This window comes from Cypionkella sp. PAMC25878, from assembly GCF_058135695.1.
In genome coordinates, this window is the sequence record NZ_CM176871.1 from 14906 (window position 1) to 32098 (window position 17193).

At 62.1% G+C, this 17193-nt stretch carries 20 protein-coding genes; 11 read left to right on the top strand and 9 right to left on the bottom strand.

Going from position 1 to position 17193, the window contains the following annotated elements; genetic code table 11:
- Positions 1 to 26: 26 nt before the first annotated feature.
- The 3 genes from ACS5RD_RS00065 to ACS5RD_RS00075 form a co-directional block, all read right to left on the bottom strand.
- On the bottom strand, positions 27 to 401 hold the full coding sequence (locus ACS5RD_RS00065; protein WP_489929459.1) for a hypothetical protein: 375 nt from the start codon (positions 399 to 401) through the stop codon (positions 27 to 29).
- Positions 402 to 408: 7 nt separating this feature from the next.
- The gene (locus ACS5RD_RS00070) at positions 409 to 1170 is read right to left on the bottom strand and encodes a DUF6478 family protein (protein ID WP_489929460.1); all 762 of its coding nucleotides are present in this window, start codon (positions 1168 to 1170) and stop codon (positions 409 to 411) included.
- A 152-nt stretch (positions 1171 to 1322) separates the two neighbouring features.
- Positions 1323 to 1904: a hypothetical protein gene (locus ACS5RD_RS00075; RefSeq protein WP_054008249.1), complete on the bottom strand. Its 582-nt coding sequence runs from the start codon at positions 1902 to 1904 to the stop codon at positions 1323 to 1325.
- A gap of 147 nt (positions 1905 to 2051) precedes the next feature.
- Between ACS5RD_RS00075 and ACS5RD_RS00080 the strand changes: the two genes are divergently transcribed.
- The 10 genes from ACS5RD_RS00080 (at position 2052) to ureG (ending at position 9413) form a co-directional block, all read left to right on the top strand.
- Complete coding sequence (locus ACS5RD_RS00080) at positions 2052 to 3047, top strand: LacI family DNA-binding transcriptional regulator (RefSeq protein ID WP_489929461.1); 996 nt, start codon at positions 2052 to 2054, stop codon at positions 3045 to 3047.
- 168 nt (positions 3048 to 3215) lie between these two features.
- Positions 3216 to 4031, top strand: coding sequence for an urease accessory protein UreD (locus tag ACS5RD_RS00085; protein ID WP_489929462.1), 816 nt, complete (start codon positions 3216 to 3218; stop codon positions 4029 to 4031).
- Positions 4032 to 4040: 9 nt separating this feature from the next.
- A complete protein-coding gene (locus ACS5RD_RS00090) occupies positions 4041 to 4343 on the top strand; it encodes an urease subunit gamma (RefSeq protein ID WP_322320818.1) in 303 nt (100 codons plus the stop codon).
- Between the two features lie 9 nt (positions 4344 to 4352).
- Complete coding sequence (locus ACS5RD_RS00095; protein WP_489929463.1) at positions 4353 to 4910, top strand: HupE/UreJ family protein; 558 nt, start codon at positions 4353 to 4355, stop codon at positions 4908 to 4910.
- A 10-nt stretch (positions 4911 to 4920) separates the two neighbouring features.
- Positions 4921 to 5226, top strand: coding sequence for an urease subunit beta (locus ACS5RD_RS00100; protein WP_489929464.1), 306 nt, complete (start codon positions 4921 to 4923; stop codon positions 5224 to 5226).
- Entirely contained in the window at positions 5226 to 6932 is a 1707-nt protein-coding gene (ureC, locus tag ACS5RD_RS00105) for an urease subunit alpha (RefSeq protein WP_489929465.1), read from the top strand. Before ACS5RD_RS00100 ends, ureC begins: the two co-directional genes overlap by 1 nt.
- A 66-nt stretch (positions 6933 to 6998) precedes the next feature.
- Positions 6999 to 7646, top strand: a complete 648-nt coding sequence (locus tag ACS5RD_RS00110; RefSeq protein WP_489929466.1) for a hypothetical protein — start codon at positions 6999 to 7001, stop codon at positions 7644 to 7646.
- Between the two features lie 3 nt (positions 7647 to 7649).
- Positions 7650 to 8132, top strand: a complete 483-nt coding sequence (locus ACS5RD_RS00115; protein WP_489929467.1) for an urease accessory protein UreE — start codon at positions 7650 to 7652, stop codon at positions 8130 to 8132.
- Positions 8125 to 8766, top strand: coding sequence for an urease accessory protein UreF (locus tag ACS5RD_RS00120; protein WP_489929468.1), 642 nt, complete (start codon positions 8125 to 8127; stop codon positions 8764 to 8766). The genes ACS5RD_RS00115 and ACS5RD_RS00120 overlap by 8 nt, the downstream gene beginning before the upstream one ends.
- A gap of 26 nt (positions 8767 to 8792) precedes the next feature.
- Positions 8793 to 9413 (top strand): urease accessory protein UreG, encoded by a 621-nt coding sequence (ureG, locus tag ACS5RD_RS00125; protein WP_489931427.1) that lies wholly within the window; start codon positions 8793 to 8795, stop codon positions 9411 to 9413.
- A gap of 49 nt (positions 9414 to 9462) precedes the next feature.
- Here ureG and ACS5RD_RS00130 read toward each other — a convergent pair whose 3' ends face one another.
- The 3 genes from ACS5RD_RS00130 to ade form a co-directional block, all read right to left on the bottom strand.
- The gene (locus tag ACS5RD_RS00130) at positions 9463 to 10233 is read right to left on the bottom strand and encodes a pyrroline-5-carboxylate reductase dimerization domain-containing protein (RefSeq protein ID WP_489929469.1); all 771 of its coding nucleotides are present in this window, start codon (positions 10231 to 10233) and stop codon (positions 9463 to 9465) included.
- Positions 10230 to 11549, bottom strand: coding sequence for an aspartate aminotransferase family protein (locus ACS5RD_RS00135; RefSeq protein WP_489929470.1), 1320 nt, complete (start codon positions 11547 to 11549; stop codon positions 10230 to 10232). Before ACS5RD_RS00135 ends, ACS5RD_RS00130 begins: the two co-directional genes overlap by 4 nt.
- A gap of 269 nt (positions 11550 to 11818) precedes the next feature.
- Positions 11819 to 13519: an adenine deaminase gene (gene ade, locus ACS5RD_RS00140; protein ID WP_489929471.1), complete on the bottom strand. Its 1701-nt coding sequence runs from the start codon at positions 13517 to 13519 to the stop codon at positions 11819 to 11821.
- A gap of 86 nt (positions 13520 to 13605) precedes the next feature.
- On the opposite strand from ade, the gene ACS5RD_RS00145 reads away from it, so the two are divergent.
- A complete protein-coding gene (locus tag ACS5RD_RS00145) occupies positions 13606 to 14565 on the top strand; it encodes a DMT family transporter (RefSeq protein WP_489929472.1) in 960 nt (319 codons plus the stop codon).
- A 122-nt stretch (positions 14566 to 14687) separates the two neighbouring features.
- Here the strand turns inward: ACS5RD_RS00145 and ACS5RD_RS00150 are convergent, their stop codons facing one another.
- The 3 genes from ACS5RD_RS00150 to ACS5RD_RS00160 are packed head-to-tail and all read right to left on the bottom strand — an operon-like array spanning position 14688 to position 17154.
- A complete protein-coding gene (locus ACS5RD_RS00150) occupies positions 14688 to 15296 on the bottom strand; it encodes a nucleoside triphosphate hydrolase (RefSeq protein WP_489929473.1) in 609 nt (202 codons plus the stop codon).
- Positions 15293 to 16078, bottom strand: a complete 786-nt coding sequence (locus ACS5RD_RS00155; RefSeq protein WP_426033854.1) for an ATP-binding cassette domain-containing protein — start codon at positions 16076 to 16078, stop codon at positions 15293 to 15295. Before ACS5RD_RS00155 ends, ACS5RD_RS00150 begins: the two co-directional genes overlap by 4 nt.
- Entirely contained in the window at positions 16075 to 17154 is a 1080-nt protein-coding gene (locus ACS5RD_RS00160) for an ABC transporter permease (RefSeq protein WP_489929474.1), read from the bottom strand. Before ACS5RD_RS00160 ends, ACS5RD_RS00155 begins: the two co-directional genes overlap by 4 nt.
- Positions 17155 to 17193 lie beyond the last annotated feature (39 nt).

Here is a 17193-nt window from a genome sequence, read left to right on the forward strand (position 1 = left end):
CAATCTTTCACAATCAGATGGTTAGCTTACATCGTGGTTTCAAGGCAGTGACGGCGAAACGCCCGTTTCAACATGTCCAGCTCAGCGCGCAGCAGGTCTAACTCGGCGCGCACATCGTCTTCCATCGCCACCCCGGTGATGATGGTGAAATGTGCAAGGGTTTGCCCGGTGCCGCGATTGCGGATCAGGAAGGTTTGCACGCCTTCGCTGAGCAGTTCCGCCGGGATCGGCACCTGCACGGCGAATTCGCCGGGACGGTCGGGGATTGCGGCAACGGTGACACCCGCGATGGGTTGCTCAAGGTGCAACACCTCCAACGCCGGGATGCCAGCAGTGCCCGTCAGCACGCCTTCCCAGATGCCAGCGCGGATGCGGGTTTTGGTGAGTGTGGTGTCGGGCATCAAAACCTCAGAGTTCGGCGCGCGGGCGGCGCGAGAAGGTCACATCGCGCAGAATGATCTGGTTCATTTCCGGACCTTCAAAGATCAGATCGACCCAGAGTTTTTCCACTCGCTTTTCGTTGATCTTGGAATAGGCGAGGTCAAATTCGACCATCACCTCCTCCTCGTTCAGCGGCAATTCGCGGACGATCTGTTCGATGTTCGGACCGTGTTTGATGTTCAGCCGGGCGAAGATTTCCAGCGGCTTTTCCATCTCAACGATCACATCCATGCGGATGACGTGGTTTTGCTTCAGGCCCCGCGCGGCATCTTCGGGCAGATCAACCACCAGCGACAGGAACGAGCCATCAAAGCGGAACACGTCCATGCGAAAGCCGAACGGCGCAATGTCGGCCTCACGCGTGTTGCGGATCTGGCGCACGGTCAGTTCCGAGCGGCGGCAATCGTGGAAAATCGTAGCACCATCGTAGATCGGGGCTTTGCCGGGCACGCTCGCAAACCCCGGCACCGGGATCGAGCCTTTCCACAATTGCGGCCGCCATGCCCAATCGGTACCCAGCGGCTTGCGGATGATGTTAGAGCCGATCACCGGCAAAGCAAGGCGATGATCAGCCTCGTGGATCACCCGATCCAGATTGCGGCGCAAAGCGCGGGCGCGGCTGCGCAAGGAACGCAAGCCGTCAAGATCAGTAGCGGGCGCCCCATCCGCGGCATCGCCCCAGCGGCGCAACGCCCGTTTGTGCAACACCCGATCGACAAAACCTGACATTCGCCCCGCCATGAAACCTTCCCGCATTTTCCCTTGAGGGTGCATTGTTGAATATATGGAAACTATGCTGTTATCGCTGCAAAAATCTTAATACTCCACCCAAAAGCACGGTGCGCTACCAAGAACTGTCACGATCTGCGGCGGTCGCAGCTTTACACGGGCGCTTTGTTGGCTGCGCGCAGGGCGTCTAGGGCTTTTTCCAGGATTTTGCGGCCCTCAGCCGGGTCCAGCCGCACTTCATCGGTGCCCGTCGCTGACAGCGTGACAAGACGCGCCTTCACCCCGATCACCGCGCGCCAATATTCGCCGACATTGCGATCTTGCAGATGCAACAGAAACGCATCGCCCGAGCCCAAAGCCGCAATAACTTTGACATCCCCCGCGCGGCCCGACCGCGACAAGGTGGCGCGGCCCTGTTTTGAGGCGAAGAACGAAGCCAGCGCCGGACCACCCGCCGTCATCACCCCCGCCGAGCCGCCCTGCCCGATCGACACCGTGATCAGCGCCGGGATAGCCTTCATCGCATCCGAGCAGCGCCCCATCAGAATAACGGCGGTATCGCGGCTTTCCCGGCTGGCTTTACCGTCGATGCAATAGCCGGGCGGCACACCGATTTGCAGCGCGCCTCCCAGCACCGGGGCGGCGCGCGATGAGGTAAAGCCAGAGCCGACCTGACAGCTCGCCAGCGTCAAGGCGATGGCCAGCAGAGCGGAAAGACGGGTCAGGGTCTGCATCGGGTCAGGCTCCGGTCTGGTAGCAGGGGGATTCTGGCAGGAATGAGAGGGCGTTGCGCAAAGCGATAGAGCCGCGATAGCTTTGACACAAGCCGGATATGTGGCTAGCACAGATCGACATATTCGACAGCGGGGCACCCACGGCCTATGACCAGTATTCGCGACATCGCCAAACTGGCCGGGGCCTCGGTGACCACGGTGTCGCGGGTGATCAACAACAGCGGCTATGTCAGTGCAGCAACGCGGGCGCGGGTCGAGCAGGCGATTGCGGCGTTGGCCTTCACCCCCAACGCCAACGCCCGGCGGATGCGCAGCGGCAACAGCCTGATGGTGGGGGTGGTTTTGCCCGCGCTGGATGTGCCGTTCTTTGGCATCCTAGCGCATGTGATCGAGCAGGAATTGTTCCGGCGCGGGCTGCAAGCGCTAATCTGCTGCACCAATGAAAGCCCGGATCAAGAAGCGCGCTACATCTCGATGCTGCTGTCGCAGCAGGTCGATGGCGTGCTGGCCGCCAGTGTGCTGGAAGACAGCACGCAGTATCAGCGCTTGGTCGATGCCGGGATTCCGATTGTGGCAATTGACCGGGCTTTGCCGGGGCTGGCTGCGGTCAGTGTGGCCGCAGATCATCTCACCGGGGGCCGGATGATGGCCGAGCATTTGCTGGGTCTGGGGCATCGCCGCTTTGCGGTGATCGGCGCGCCGCAGCACAGCCCGCCGGTGCAAGCGCGGGTGCAGGGCGCGACAGAGCGGCTGGCCGAGGCTGGCTTGGCGGCGCAGGTGGTGTTGGGGTCCGCGCATGATTTCGATGCCTGCCGGGAATTGGCGCTGGGAATCTTGGGCAGCAGCGTGGATCATCGGCCGACAGCAGTGATTGGCACCACCGATATTGCGGCGATTGGCGCGATTCATGCGGCGATTGGCTTGGGGCTGGTGGTGCCGGATGATGTCTCGGTAATCGGGTTCGATGACCTGCCAGAAGCGCGCTATGTCCTGCCGGCTTTGACCACGGAGGCGCAACCGTTTCGGCAGATTGGCGTGCAGGCGGTGGCGCAGTTGGCGGCGCGGATCGCGGGGGATGCGGTCGCGCTGGCGACTTTGCCGCTGCGGTTGGTGGTGCGCGACACGACGGCACCGCCGCGGTAGGGCGGCCTTGCATGGGGCAGAAGGCCTTGGCAAACCGCCCAGTATTTGCGCTTCATGGTTATATTTTAGGCAATCCGGGGTGTAGATGCGCGGCGTTGCCGCACATCTACGGCCAGCACATTTTCGCGGCCCTGACGCGGTGCTGTAGTCGGGATCGAGGAGACTCCGATGCTCGCGACCCCGGCCACCCCAATGCAGCGCAGCCATGGCTCGGCTTTCGCCAGCTTTCGCTGTCTGGATGGCCGCGCGCGGCTGCTGGATCTGGCGCAAAGCGGCTCGGCCAAGGCGATGCTGCCGCGGGTGTCGGGCGTGCCGGAGGTGGTGTTTCTGAACACTTCGGGCGGGCTGACCGATGGCGATGTGTTGTCGTATCGGCTGGATTTGGCGGCGGGCTGTCGGGTGACAGGCACGACGCAGACCGCCGAGCGGGTCTATGCCAGCCGGGGCGCTGCGGCGCGGGCTGTGGTGAGTGCGACGGTGGGCACGGGCGGGCATCTCGACTGGCTGCCGCAAGAGACGATCTTGTTTGAGGCCAGTCACTTGGCGCGGGATACGCAGGTCGATCTGGCGGCGGACGCCAGTTGTTTGCTGAGCGAAACCGTGATCCTCGGGCGTCATGCGATGGGGGAAACCTTGGCAGATGCGCGGCTGACGGATGCGAGGATGGTGCGGCGGATGGGCCGTCCGGTTTGGGCCGAGACGGTGCGGATTGAGCCTGCGGTTTTGGCTGACGCCAGTGCGGCCCTATTGGGCCAAGCGCGCGGTTTTGCGGTGATCGCGCTGATCGCGCAGGGGGCCGAGGATGCGTTGCCGCGTCTGCGCGCCGCTTTGACCCATCCGGGCTGTGAGGCTGCGGCTTCGGCTTGGGATGGCAAATGTATCGCCCGAATTGTGGCCCGCGATGGCTGGCCTCTGAGACAACAAATAGCCCAAGCGCTGGCGGCTTTGCGGATCGGTCCGCTGCCGCGTGTTTGGCAGATCTAGGAGTATGCGATGAACCTGACCCCGCGAGAGCGTGAGAAACTGCTGATCTCGGTCGCCGCCATGGTGGCTAGGGGCCGTCTGGCGCGCGGTGTGAAGCTGAACCACCCCGAGGCGGTGGCGCTGATCACCGATTTCGTCGTCGAAGGCGCGCGCGATGGCCGCACGGTGGCCGATCTGATGCAGGCCGGTGCGCATGTGATTTCCGCCGATCAGTGCATGGATGGCATCCCGACGATGATCCATTCCGTGCAGGTCGAAGCAACCTTTCCCGATGGCACCAAGCTGGTGACCGTCCACCACCCCATTCGATAAGAGGCTGATATGAAACGTATTCTGACCGCTCTTCCGCTATTGCTTGCCCCCTCTGTCGCCCTCGCGCATCCCGGCCATGGCTTTGGGCTTCACGCCGGTTTCCTGCACCCGTTCACCGGAACCGATCACCTGCTGGCGATGGTGGGCGTTGGCCTTTGGGCAGCGATCCTGGGCGGTCGGGCGCGTTGGGCGCTGCCTGCGGGGTTTCTTGGCATGATGACGCTAGGCGGCGCTTTGGCGATGAACCTTGGGCTCGGGCCAGCTGCGGCGGCGGTGGAGCCTGCAATTCTCGCCTCGGTGATCCTGCTCGGCGCAGTCGTCGCACTGGCGTTGCGCGCGCCGTTGGCCTTGGCTTTGCCGCTGGTCGGCCTGTTCGGTCTGGCGCATGGCGCGGCGCATGGGGCTGAGATGGTCGGCAACGGGCTGGCCTTTAGTGCAGCCATGCTGACGGCAACCGCGCTTTTGCACGGCGCAGGTCTAGGCCTTGGATTGGCGCTGAACGGGCGGATTGCCCGCGCTTTGGGTGCCGCAACTGCACTGGCGGGCCTCGCGCTCGCCTTCGCGTAAGGGGGTCGCGATGATCCCCGGAGAAATCTTCCCCGCCGCAGGCACGATTGAACTCAACGCAGGCCAGCCCAGCATCACCCTGATGGTCGCCAACACCGGGGATCGTCCGGTGCAGGTAGGCTCCCACTACCACTTCGCCGAAACCAACCCCGGCCTGAGTTTCGACCGCACCGCCGCACGCGGCATGCGCCTCGACATCGCCGCAGGCACCGCTGTGCGGTTTGAACCGGGGCAATCGCGCGAAGTCCGCCTGACCCCCTACGGCGGCCTGCGCCGCGTCTATGGCTTTAACTCCGCCGTGATGGGAGACCTCTAATGGCCACACGCATCGCCCGCGCCGATTATGCCGCCATGTATGGCCCGACCACCGGAGACCGTATCCGGCTGGGTGACACCGATCTGATCATCGAGGTGGAGCGTGATCTGACCACCTATGGTGAGGAGGTCAAGTTCGGCGGCGGCAAGGTGATCCGCGATGGCATGGGGCAATCGCAAATTCCAAGGGCGGGCGGCGCGGTGGATACCGTGATCACCAACGCGCTGATCCTGGATCACTCCGGCATCTACAAAGCCGACGTTGGCCTGCGCGATGGGTTGATCCACAAGATCGGCAAGGCAGGCAACCCGGATACCCAATCGGGCGTCGATATCATCATCGGCCCGTCGACCGAGATCATCGCCGGAGAGGGCCGTATCCTGACACCCGGCGGCATGGATGCGCATATCCATTTCATCTGCCCGCAGCAGGCCGAGGATGCGCTACATTCCGGCGTCACCACCCTGTTCGGCGGCGGCACTGGCCCCGCGCATGGCACTTTGGCCACCACCTGCACCCCCGGCCCGTGGCATATCGGGCGGATGCTGATGGCGCTGGACTCTATCCCGATGAACTTTGGGATTTCCGGCAAGGGCAATGCGAGCCAGCCTGCAGGTCTGGTGGAAATGGTCAAGGCCGGGGCAAGCGCGCTGAAGCTGCATGAAGATTGGGGCACCACCCCCGCCGCCATCGACTGCTGCCTGTCGGTGGCCGACGATATGGACGTGCAGGTGATGATCCACACCGACACGCTGAACGAATCCGGCTTTGTTGAGAACACTTTAGCGGCGATCAAAGGTCGCACCATTCACGCCTTTCATACCGAGGGAGCGGGCGGCGGCCATGCCCCCGATATCCTGCGGGTGGTGGGCCATGCCAACATCATCCCGTCCTCGACCAACCCAACGATGCCCTACACCCGCAACACGGTGGAGGAGCATCTGGATATGCTGATGGTCTGCCATCACCTTGATAAATCCATCCCCGAGGATGTCGCCTTCGCCGAATCCCGCATCCGGCGCGAAACGATTGCCGCCGAGGATATCCTGCACGACATGGGGGCGCTGTCGATCCTGTCGTCGGACAGCCAAGCAATGGGCCGGATTGGCGAGGTGATCATCCGCACCTGGCAGACCGCGCATAAGATGAAGCTGCAACGCGGTCGGCTCTCGGATGAAACCGGAGCCAACGACAACCTCCGCGCCCGCCGCTATGTCGCGAAATACACCATCAACCCGGCGATTGCGCACGGGATTTCCGCCCATATCGGCAGCATTTCCGAGGGCAAACGCGCCGATCTGGTGCTGTGGAACCCGGCGTTTTTCGGGGCCAAGCCCGAGATGGTGCTGATGGGCGGCATGATCGCGGTGGCGCAGATGGGCGACCCGAACGGCTCGATCCCGGTGCAGCCGATGTATTCGCGACCGATGTTCGGCGCTTTGGGCCGTGCGATGCAGGCCAGCACCGCGACATTCGTCAGCCAAGCCGCCTTGGCCGATGATGTCGGCGGCAAACTTGGCCTCGGCAAGACCATCCTTGCGGTGAAAAACACCCGCACGATTGGCAAAGCCGACATGATCCTGAACCACGCCCGCCCCGAAATCACCGTCAACCCCGAAACCTACGAAGTCCGCGCCGATGGCGAGTTGCTGATCTGTGAACCCGCTAGCGAACTGCCGCTGGCGCAGCGCTATTTCCTGTTTTAACGGTTTTGGGATGAGGCATCTTCGCCCAACGCAGTATAACAGCCTCAGATCAATAGTGAGGTTGCCATGCTGACCCTGACCCGCGCGCTTGCGCTTTGCCTTTGCCTGTCCAGCCCCGCGCTGGCCGAATGTGTGACGCCCGCCAGCCTTGCCAATGGCGTCAGCTTCACGCGTCAGGATGGCCGCCAAGGCCTTATCCACACCGAAGGCAAACGCTTTGCCATTGATTATGCGGTGAATTCCAACACCGCTTGGCAGGATAAGCGCGAGTCGTGGCTGGGGATTTACGATGCCGAATGGACATGGGTGCCGACTGACACCTATCAAGCCGAGGGCGGGCCCGGCGGGACGTTCAGCTATAGGTTTGCCACCCAACCGCCAATGCCGCAGGCTGGCACGACATGGGACACCACCGTAACCGAGCGTGGCGCGCAGGCAGTGCGCTTCAAACTTGGTCCCGTCGCGATTTCGCAACGCGACCGCATCAGCTACACCGTCAACTATCGCTTCATGGCGGAAACCACCGCCAAGCTGTCGGGTTGCACCTACCGCGTGCAAACCGTCGAGGCGGTGTTTCTCAACAAGACCACAGACCTCACCCGCCGTTGGGTTTACTTTCCCGACCTCGGTTTTGGGCTTGAGACTCAGGTGGTTGATCGTATCGGCGATGCCAGCCGCGACCTTGGCCTGACCTCCCTGACCCCGAAAGGCTAACCCATGCTCCCCGCCCGATCTTTGCTGCGAAATGCCTCTGCGGACGCGATTGATCGGGTGATCCTGTCCTATGATGAACGCTTCCTGCGCCGCAAACGGCTGACTTGCGAAAGTGGTGCCAGTTTCATGGTAGATCTGGCCGAGACGATTTCGGTAGAAGATGGCGATGCCTTCCTGCTCGACGATGGCCGCAAGGTCGCGGTGGTGGCGGCAGAGGAACCCGTGGTGCAGGTGACAGGTAATCTGGCGCGGCTGGCTTGGCATATCGGCAACCGCCACACGCCTTGCCAAGTGGCGAGCGATCATCTGGTGATCCGCCGCGACCCGGTAATTGAGGCGATGTTGAAGGGCCTTGGCGCGACGCTCACCCTGCACATCGCCGCCTTCCGCCCCGAAGGCGGCGCTTATGGCCATGGCCGCACCATGGGCCATGATCACGGCCCCGCAGGCCATTTCGCACTGAACTTTGGTGGTGCACATGGCTGACGCAACCGACCACCTCCGCCTTGTGCAATGGCTCTCGCCCGCCTTCCCGATCGGCGCTTTCGCCTATTCGCAAGGGCTTGAGGTGGCGATCAGCGACGGCGACATCACAACCGCCGCCGATCTGGAATCATGGATCGCCGCCATCCTGCGCCACGGATCCGGTCGCATTGACGCGATCTTATTGGCCCATGCCCGCAAACCCGGTGCCGATCTGGCGAGCCTGACCGATCTGATCCTCGCCCTCGCCCCCAGTGCGGAACGCGTCACCGAATTGCGCGAGCAAGGCCAAGCCTTTGCCCTTGCCATCAGCGCCATCACCGGAGCCGATCACCCCGCCCGCCCCTATCCGATTGCCGTGGGGGCCGCCACCGCCGACCTAAACGTCACCACCACAGAAACCCTCACCCTCTGGCTGCAGGGCTTGGCCGCCCAACTGACCTCTGCCGCCGTGCGCTTCGTGCCTCTGGGCCAGACCGATGGGCAAAAGGTGCTGGCAAAACTCGCCCCCCGCATCACGGCGCTGGCCGCCGAATACGCCGAAGCGCCGCTCTCGGCGCTGCACTCCAGCGCGATCCGCGCCGACATCGCAGCCATGCGCCACGAAACCCTTCCGGTGCGGATTTTCCGCACATGACCCTAATATCTCTGGATTTTCCGCAGATGAGCAACCCAAACGGCCCTCTCCGCGTCGGCATCGGCGGCCCCGTCGGTGCGGGCAAGACCACCCTCACCGAACATCTCTGCCGCGCCCTCGCCAAGCGCTGCTCGATGGCCGCGATCACCAATGACATCTACACCCGCGAGGATGCCGATTACCTGACCCGCGCCCAAGTCCTCCCCGCCAGCCGCATAAGGGGCGTCGAAACCGGCGGCTGCCCGCACACCGCGATCCGTGAGGATGCCAGCATCAACCTTGCCGCCATTGCCGACTTGCGCCAGAATTTCCCCGACCTCGATCTGATCCTGATCGAATCGGGCGGGGACAACCTCGCCGCCACCTTCAGCCCAGAACTCGCCGATATCACCATTTACGTCATCGACACCGCCGCTGGGCAGGATATTCCCCGCAAACGTGGCCCCGGCGTGACAAGGTCCGATCTGCTGGTAGTCAACAAAACCGACCTCGCCCCCTATGTCGGCGTAGACCTTGCCCTGCTGGAATCCGACACAAAAACCGCCCGCGCCCACCGCCCCTATGTCCTCGCACAACTGCGCAACGGCAAAGGCATCACAGACGTGGTGGCCTTTTTAGAACGCGAAGGTGGCCTCATCCTAACCTAACGTGCCCCGCGTTGCTCTTTTTCAAATACGCATCTTTCGGCGCTTCACCCTAACCCCGACCCGGCACCATCCGCGAAAGCACACCGTCCATCGCCTCATCCCAAGCCGCAAAAGCCCCGCGCGCCTCTAGCACGCCCACCAACTGTTCGGTAATTCCCCCCGGAGTCGTCACCCCCACCGCAATCTCATCCAAGTCCGCCTCGGCCTGCAACAACACCTCGGCATTGCCGCGGAACGTCTCGGCCACCAGCCGCCGCGCGGTCACGGCGTCCAACCCCTGCCGTTCATACCAACGCACCAGATGGCGCAGCAAGAAGATCGACGCGCCCGACATCGCGCCAAACACTGCCGCTGTTTCAAATGCTTGCGGGTCGGCAAAGCGGTGCACCGGACCAAGCAGCGCCAGAAATGCCTCCCAGTCATCATCACCCGGATGGATCAACGATAGCCCAGCCGAAAACGCATTGGCAAACCCCGGCATCATCGCACAAAACGCACTCGCCGGGGCCACCGCTGCCTGCAAAGCCGAAATCGACGCCCCCGCCATCGCCGAGCATACCGACTGCCCGTCACGAAACTGTAAGCCCTCCAGCACCGACAGCCCCGTCGCCGCAGGCAGGCAGACCAGTACCATATCGCACTGATCGACCACCGCCTGATTGCTTTCCGCCACGCCACAGCGATAGGTTTCCGCCAGCCGCGCCGCCTTGTCTCCGGATCGGGGGCTGAGCACAAACTCCACTCCCCCAGACTCCGCCCTCCTTGCCCCCTGCACCAGATATTCCGCCAGATGCCCGACGCCAAGAATACCGATCTTCATGGCATTTCTTCCAACACCTGCGCGATCGCCGCACTGGTCGCGGAAATATCCGCCTCGGTATGCACCACCGAGGACAGCGAGTGCAAAGTGGCCGAGGGGTTCATATAGATGCCCTTATCCATCAGCCGCAGCGCGAAATCCCGGAACTTCGCCCGGTCGACATGGCCGCAGAAGTCGCGGTAATCGGTGACCTCCTCCAGATCAGTGAAAAAGATCTGGAACATCGAATTCACCCCCTGCACCACGATCTTGTGGCGGTTCGAGTGCTTAGCGACCTTGCGCACCTCATCCGCCATCGCCTTGCCAAGGTTCTTGATGCGCCGAAAGCCCGACTGATCATCGGCCAGCATGGTCTGCAACATCACCTTGGTCACATGCAGCGCCAAACGCCCGGCGTTATGGGTGCCAAAGTGCAAGACCTTGCCCCATTCCAGCCCCGCCATCACATCGGCCCGCCCGCCGATCATCGCCATCGGCAAACCGCCCCCCAAAGCCTTGCCGTAGGTGACAATATCCGGCGTCAGGCCATACAACTCCGCACAGCCGCCCGCCGCCAGACGAAACCCCGTCACCGTCTCATCGAGATAAAACAGCGCGCCATGCTGCTGGCACAGCTCTTGCATCCGCATCAGATAGCCGGGCTTCGGTGGGATCACCCCCATGTTCGACATCACCCCTTCGGTGACAACACAAGCCGTCTGCGCCCCATGCAACGCCATCACCCGCTCCAGCGCCTCAATATCATTCCAGCGGCAGACAATCGTATCTGCCTGCGCCTCGGGCGGTATTCCCGAGCTGTCACAAATCCGGATCGGATCATTCGGATGCCCCAAAGCCGCCAGTGGCATCGGGTTGGTGTTCAGCAGAATATTATCCGCCCAGCCGTGATAATGCCCTTCAAACTTGATGATCTTGCGCCGCCCGGTATGGCCGCGCGCCAACCGAAACGCCGCCATACAGGCTTCCGTCCCGGTATTGGCAAAGCGCACCTTATCGACATGCGGCAACAGGCCGACAAGGATCTCGGCCACCTCAACCTCGACCTCCAAAGCGGTGGCAAAATGACTGCCGCGCGCGATCTCGCGGGAAACAACCTCAACAATCGCCGGATGCGCATGGCCCAAGGGCAACGCCCCAAACGCCATCATCCAATCAATATATTCCCGCCCATCCACATCATACAGCCGCGCCCCCGCGCCGTGGCTCATATAGCGCGGTGCCCCGCCAAAGGTCGCAGGCCCGCGTGAGGCCGAAGACACCCCCTCGACCAGCACCTTCATGCCGCGTTCAAACAGTGTTTGCGATGTATTGGTCATCTGAAATCCCTCCCAAGTTGCCAAACTATCGCGCGCAGCTTTGATGCAAAGCAACACCTAGACCGACATGCAGAGGCGTATTCCAGCCATTGCTCTTTTTGAAATACTCCCGCCGGAGGCTCCGGCCCTTGCACAATCTCGACGCCACAGCTTCAAGCCCCTAAAAAGCCCGGCGGTGGAAAAACTGCAAAATCATTAAAAATCCGTTAAAACGTCCACCCCAAGCGTCTGTAATTCCACAACAATAAAAGGTCCCGAGTTGGGACCTCTCACGGCATCACCTCAAACCGATCCACATCGACCATGCCATGATCGGTGATCTTCAGGTGCGGGATCACCGGCAGGCACAGGAAAGCCAGCTGCAAGAATGGCTCCTCCAGCGTCACCCCCAACGAGGCCGCCGCCGCCCTGAGGGCCACCAGATCCGCCCGCACCTCTTCAAACGAATTCAAACTCATCAACCCCGCCACAGGCAGCGCCAGTTCGGCCAGCACGCGACCCGCCTCGACCACCACAATCCCGCCCTCAATCTCGCCCAGCCGTTGCACCGCCAGCGCCATATCATCATAATCCGCCCCCACCACCGCGATGTTGTGGTGGTCGTGGCAGACCGTCGAGCCAATCGCCCCGCGTGCCAGCCCGAACCCCTTCACAAACCCGGTCGCCCTGTTCCCATTCACCCCATGCCTCTCGATCACCGCGATCTTCACCAGATCCCGGGCAATGTCGGGCCGCTTGTCGCCATCCTCGGGGGCGATATCAAAGGTCAGATGCTCGGTGATGATTTTGCCCGGCAGGATGCCAATCACCGGCGTTTCGACCCGGTTGCCGCCAGTGCGGAAGTGATGCGCCTCGATCTTGGGGGCTTTGACGGAATGGCGTGCAACCTCGGGGATCAACTGCCGCGCCGCAAAAGCCGCGTCGGTAATCTCAACCCCGCCGGTAAACACCCGCGCCACCTGACAGCTTTCCAGACTGTCGATCACCGCAATATCCGCCCGCTTGCCCGGTGCGATCAGACCACGATCTTTCAAGCCGAACGCCTCTGCCGCCGACAACGAAGCCGCGCGATAGACCGCCAAAGGTGGCGCACCCAAAGCAATCGCAGTGCGGATCAGGTAATCGAGATGGCCGTACTCACCAATGTCGAGGGGGTTGCGATCATCGGTGCAGAAACACAAATACGACGCGTGGCGCTCGGTCAAAAGGCCCACCAGCGCGTGCAAATCCTTCGACACCGAACCTTCGCGGATCAGCACCCGCATCCCCTTGCGCAGTTTCTCCAAACCCTCGTCATACGAAGTTGCCTCGTGCTCCGTCCTGATCCCCGCCGCGATATAGCCGTTCAGATCGTTTCCCCGCAGCAGGGGGGCGTGGCCGTCGATATGCCGCCCTTTGAACGCCTCCAGCTTCGCCATACAGCCGGGGTCTTTGAACAGCACACCTGGATAGTTCATAAGTTCCGCCAACCCGATCACCCGGGGATGGTGCATCAGCGGCACCAGATCGGCCGCCTCCAGCCGCGCGCCTGTCGTCTCCATATGGGTCGAGGGCACGCAGGACGACAGGTTGACGCGGATGTCCATCAGGGTGCGGGTGGAGGCTTCGAGGAAATAGTTGATCCCGGTCAGACCGCAGACATTGGCGATTTCGTGCGGGTCACAGATGGCAGTGGTGACGCCATGCGGCGATACGCAACGGTCGAATTCAAACGGCGTCACCAATGAGGATTCGATGTGCAGATGGGTGTCGATGAACCCCGGCACCAATACCTTGCCCGACACGTCAATCTCGACCTTGCCTGTGTAGTCGCCAAACACCCCGACGATGCAATCGCCGCAGATCGCCACGTCGGATGGCACCAACTCGCCACTGATCAGATCATAGACGAGGCCGCCTTTCAGCACGATGTCGGCGGGCACAATCCCGCGGCCCTGATCAATTCGCGCAGATAGAGGTGCTTTCGGCATGGTAATCTCCTTTTGAATAGGGAAGCTTATGCCACAGGCTTCGTCCAGTGCGGAATTGCTGGAAAGTCCTTCATGCCGAGGTTGTCATGCAAGAGCCCACCCATGCCACAGGTCATCCGCCTGCCCGCCCTCTGCGCGGTATTTCCCTGAAGCTGGCCTCGGTCGTGGTGTTCATCCTGATGTCGTCGCTGATCAAGGTGACAGCGCAGCATGTGCCGCCGGGGCAGACGGTGTTCTTCCGGTCATTCTTTGCGATTCCGGTGATCGTGGGCTGGCTGGCGATGCGCGGCGAGTTGGCGACCGGGTTTCGCGCGCATAATCTGTTTGGCCATTTCTGGCGCGGGTTGATGGGGACGATGGCGATGGGGTTGGGGTTTGCGGGCCTTGCCTATCTGCCGCTGCCAGAAGTGACGGCGATTGGCTATGCCTCGCCGTTGCTGGTGGTGGTGTTCGCCGCGATGTTTCTGGGCGAGGATGTGCGGTTGTTCCGCATTGCCTCGGTCGCCTTGGGGCTGGCCGGGGTGATGGTGGTTTTGTCGCCGCGCTTGACGATCGTGTCGGGTGATGCGGCGTCCACGCGCGAGGCGTTTGGGGCGATGCTGGTGCTGTGCGGCGCGTTTTGCGCGGCTTTGGCGCAGGTGTTTGTGCGCAAGCTGGTGCATAATGAGAAGACCGCCGTGATTGTGTTTTACTTTTCGCTGACGTCAACCTTGCTGTCGCTGACCACGCTGCCGTTTGGCTGGGTGGTGCCGACGCCGTTGGAGACCGCGCTGCTGGTGTCTTGCGGGCTGTTGGGCGGGGTCGGGCAGATTTTGCTGACCTCAAGCTACCGCGAGGCCGATGCGTCTTTGGTCGCACCCTTCGATTATGCCTCAATGCTGTTCGCGCTGCTGATCGGCTATTTTGCCTTTGACGAGGTGCCGACGCGGACCATGCTGATCGGGGCGGGGCTGGTGATCACCGCCGGAATCCTGATCATCTGGCGCGAGCGGAAATTGGGGCTGGAACGCGCCAAGGGCCGTAAAGCGATGACGCCGCAGGGGTGAGGCCCTCGCTTCGAACCGAAAGAAAACTCTGAGGGGCAGAGTTTTCCGGTTCGTTGCATGTAAGGCTGAAAGCCGTCGCGCAAGGGAATTGATCCAGCAAACCGTCGCTTGGTAATCTGGCCTTAAACTCCGTTGATCACCAAATCCGCAGCCCGGCTGTTCTGCGTCACGCGGCGGATGTTGGGCAGATCGTTGCTGTCGATCCATGCGCGGGCTTCCGCAGGAGTTTTGCCATAATGCGCCCAGCGGGCTTGCAGGCGGCGGTCGAGTTCAGCCTCGGGCACGTCGATCCACACCGTCAGATCGAACAGCGGGGCGGCCTCGGGCCAAGGGGTCTCGTTCAGCAAAAGGTAGTTGCCTTCGACCACCAGCAGGCGATCTGTGGCGGTGACAATGTCGGCCCCAGCGCGGGAGATTTCGAGGTCACGGTCAAAGAGCGGGATCGCCACTTCCTCCTCGACCCGCAGGCGTTTCAGCAGATGGAAGAAGCCCTGCGCATCGAATGTATCGGGCGCGCCTTTGCGATCTCGCGCACCTCGGGCCAGCAACACAGCGTCATCGTAGTGAAAGCCATCCATCGGTACGGCTTTTGCACCCTGCCCCAAGGCGGCCACCAATTCCGCCGCCAAGGTGGATTTGCCCGCGCCCGGCGGGCCAGCAAGGGCGGTCAGAAACCGCCCTTTGCCTTGGGCCTTAGCCCGGATGATTTCGGCAAGCTCAACCGGAGTCATGCCTGTTCCGTCACGCCTTCGGGCAATTTCGCGCCGGTCATGAAAGCCACCGCGTCGGACATCGAATAATCCTTCGGGTTGATCTCGCACAGCCGCCGCCCAAGGCGATGGATGTGGATGCGGTCGGCGACCTCGAACACATGCGGCATGTTGTGGCTGATCAGGATGATCGGAATGCCGCGCGCACGCACGTCGCGGATCAGTTCCAACACCCGGCGGCTTTCCTTGACGCCCAAGGCTGCCGTGGGTTCGTCCAAGATCACCACTTTCGAGCCAAACGCCGCAGCCCGCGCCACCGCCACGCCCTGACGCTGACCACCGGACAGCGTTTCCACCGCTTGATGGATGTTCTGAATGGTCATCAGGCCAAGTTCAGACAGCTTGTCGCGGGCGAATTGCTCCATCCGCGGACGGTCCATCTGGCGCAAAACGCTGCCCATGAAACCGGGCTTGCGCCATTCGCGGCCCAGAAACATGTTGTCGGCAATCGACAGTGCTGGGGACATCGCAAGGTTCTGATACACCGTCTCGATGCCCTCGGCCCGCGCATCCTCGGGGCCACGGAAGTTCACCGGGCGGCCATCAAGCTCGATCGTGCCGTGGTCAGGGGTCACAGCCCCCGACAACGCCTTGATCAAGGTCGATTTGCCCGCACCGTTGTCGCCGATCACCGCGACGATTTCGCCCGCGTTCAGGTCGAAATCCGCGCCGTTCATGGCGACAACCGTGCCATAGCGTTTCATCAACCCGCGTGCGCGCAGGATAGGAGTACCCGTGGTCATTGCGAAGCCCTCCGCAGCCATTGATCCAAAGCAACGGCGATGATCACAAGGCAACCTGCCGCGAACATCTGCCAGTAATCGTCCACCCCGGCCAACGAGAGGCCAGTGTTGAACACGCCCACAATGAACGCCCCCAGCACCGATCCGATGATCGAGCCGCGCCCGCCGAACAGCGAGGTGCCACCGATCACCACAGCGGTGATGGAGCCAAGGTTCACCGTGTCAAACGCGATAGGCGATACCGAGCCCACCCGGCCAATCGCGATCCACGCCGCGAAGCCGCAAATCAGACCCGCCACCGCATAAACCGAAATCAGCGTGTTGCTGACCTTGATCCCCGACAGCATCGCTGCATCCGGGTCGTCGCCAATCGCATGAACGTGACGGCCCCAAGAGGTCTGGTTCAGCACATACCACAGCACTGCCGCCAGCAAAATCAAGGTGATACCACCGTAAGAGATCGAGGCCCCGCCCATGTTAAAGCCCTTGCCGAACCACAGCAAAGCCGGGGCTTTGGCATCAATATCGACGTTACGGATCGATTCCGACTGCGAATACCACAGCTTCAACGCGTTGAAGATCGACAACGTGCCCAAGGTGACGATGAACGGCGGCAGTTTGACCTTGGCCACCAGCACGCCATTGATAAAGCCCATCAGACCGCCAAAGAACAACCCGATCAGGATCGCCAGCCCCACCGGCAAGCCGGTGACCACCGCGAGGTTGCCCATGATCAGCGAGCAGACCACAAGGATCGCGCCGACCGACAGATCAATCCCCGCCGTCAGGATCACCAGCGTCTGCGCCAATGCGACAAAGCCCGTGACCGTGACCTGTTTCAACACGGTCGACAAAGCGCCGATGCCCAAGAAGCGCGGCGCGATGATGCCAAAGCAGATCACCGAGATCAGCAGCACAAGCGCCGGGATCATCGTCGGGTAGTTGCGCAGATAGCCGCGCAACACGGGTATGAAAGATTTATCGTCCCGCTCAAAGGCCGCGACCGCCATATCGGCTTTGGTCAGCGTCGCCTCAAAGTCGGAAATGGTTTTGGTTGGTGCTGCATCTGTGCTCATCGCTTCGGCTTCCCCTCCGGTGATGATCCTCGAAACCTT

Bases quoted from the DNA above. Each gene is read 5' to 3' on its own strand.
- ACS5RD_RS00120 (WP_489929468.1), top strand. From the start codon at position 8,125: ATGGCTGACGCAACCGACCACCTCCGCCTTGTGCAATGGCTCTCGCCC.
- ACS5RD_RS00145 (WP_489929472.1), top strand. From the start codon at position 13,606: ATGCAAGAGCCCACCCATGCCACAGGTCATCCGCCTGCCCGCCCTCTG.
- ACS5RD_RS00065 (WP_489929459.1), bottom strand. From the start codon at position 401: ATGCCCGACACCACACTCACCAAAACCCGCATCCGCGCTGGCATCTGG.
- ade (WP_489929471.1), bottom strand. From the start codon at position 13,519: ATGCCGAAAGCACCTCTATCTGCGCGAATTGATCAGGGCCGCGGGATT.
- ACS5RD_RS00090 (WP_322320818.1), top strand. From the start codon at position 4,041: ATGAACCTGACCCCGCGAGAGCGTGAGAAACTGCTGATCTCGGTCGCC.
- ACS5RD_RS00070 (WP_489929460.1), bottom strand. From the start codon at position 1,170: ATGTCAGGTTTTGTCGATCGGGTGTTGCACAAACGGGCGTTGCGCCGC.
- ACS5RD_RS00100 (WP_489929464.1), top strand. From the start codon at position 4,921: ATGATCCCCGGAGAAATCTTCCCCGCCGCAGGCACGATTGAACTCAAC.
- ACS5RD_RS00110 (WP_489929466.1), top strand. From the start codon at position 6,999: ATGCTGACCCTGACCCGCGCGCTTGCGCTTTGCCTTTGCCTGTCCAGC.
- ACS5RD_RS00135 (WP_489929470.1), bottom strand. From the start codon at position 11,549: ATGACCAATACATCGCAAACACTGTTTGAACGCGGCATGAAGGTGCTG.
- ACS5RD_RS00160 (WP_489929474.1), bottom strand. From the start codon at position 17,154: ATGAGCACAGATGCAGCACCAACCAAAACCATTTCCGACTTTGAGGCG.
- ACS5RD_RS00130 (WP_489929469.1), bottom strand. From the start codon at position 10,233: ATGAAGATCGGTATTCTTGGCGTCGGGCATCTGGCGGAATATCTGGTG.
- ureC (WP_489929465.1), top strand. From the start codon at position 5,226: ATGGCCACACGCATCGCCCGCGCCGATTATGCCGCCATGTATGGCCCG.
- ureG (WP_489931427.1), top strand. From the start codon at position 8,793: ATGAGCAACCCAAACGGCCCTCTCCGCGTCGGCATCGGCGGCCCCGTC.
- ACS5RD_RS00155 (WP_426033854.1), bottom strand. From the start codon at position 16,078: ATGACCACGGGTACTCCTATCCTGCGCGCACGCGGGTTGATGAAACGC.
- ACS5RD_RS00095 (WP_489929463.1), top strand. From the start codon at position 4,353: ATGAAACGTATTCTGACCGCTCTTCCGCTATTGCTTGCCCCCTCTGTC.
- ACS5RD_RS00085 (WP_489929462.1), top strand. From the start codon at position 3,216: ATGCTCGCGACCCCGGCCACCCCAATGCAGCGCAGCCATGGCTCGGCT.
- ACS5RD_RS00150 (WP_489929473.1), bottom strand. From the start codon at position 15,296: ATGACTCCGGTTGAGCTTGCCGAAATCATCCGGGCTAAGGCCCAAGGC.
- ACS5RD_RS00115 (WP_489929467.1), top strand. From the start codon at position 7,650: ATGCTCCCCGCCCGATCTTTGCTGCGAAATGCCTCTGCGGACGCGATT.
- ACS5RD_RS00075 (WP_054008249.1), bottom strand. From the start codon at position 1,904: ATGCAGACCCTGACCCGTCTTTCCGCTCTGCTGGCCATCGCCTTGACG.
- ACS5RD_RS00080 (WP_489929461.1), top strand. From the start codon at position 2,052: ATGACCAGTATTCGCGACATCGCCAAACTGGCCGGGGCCTCGGTGACC.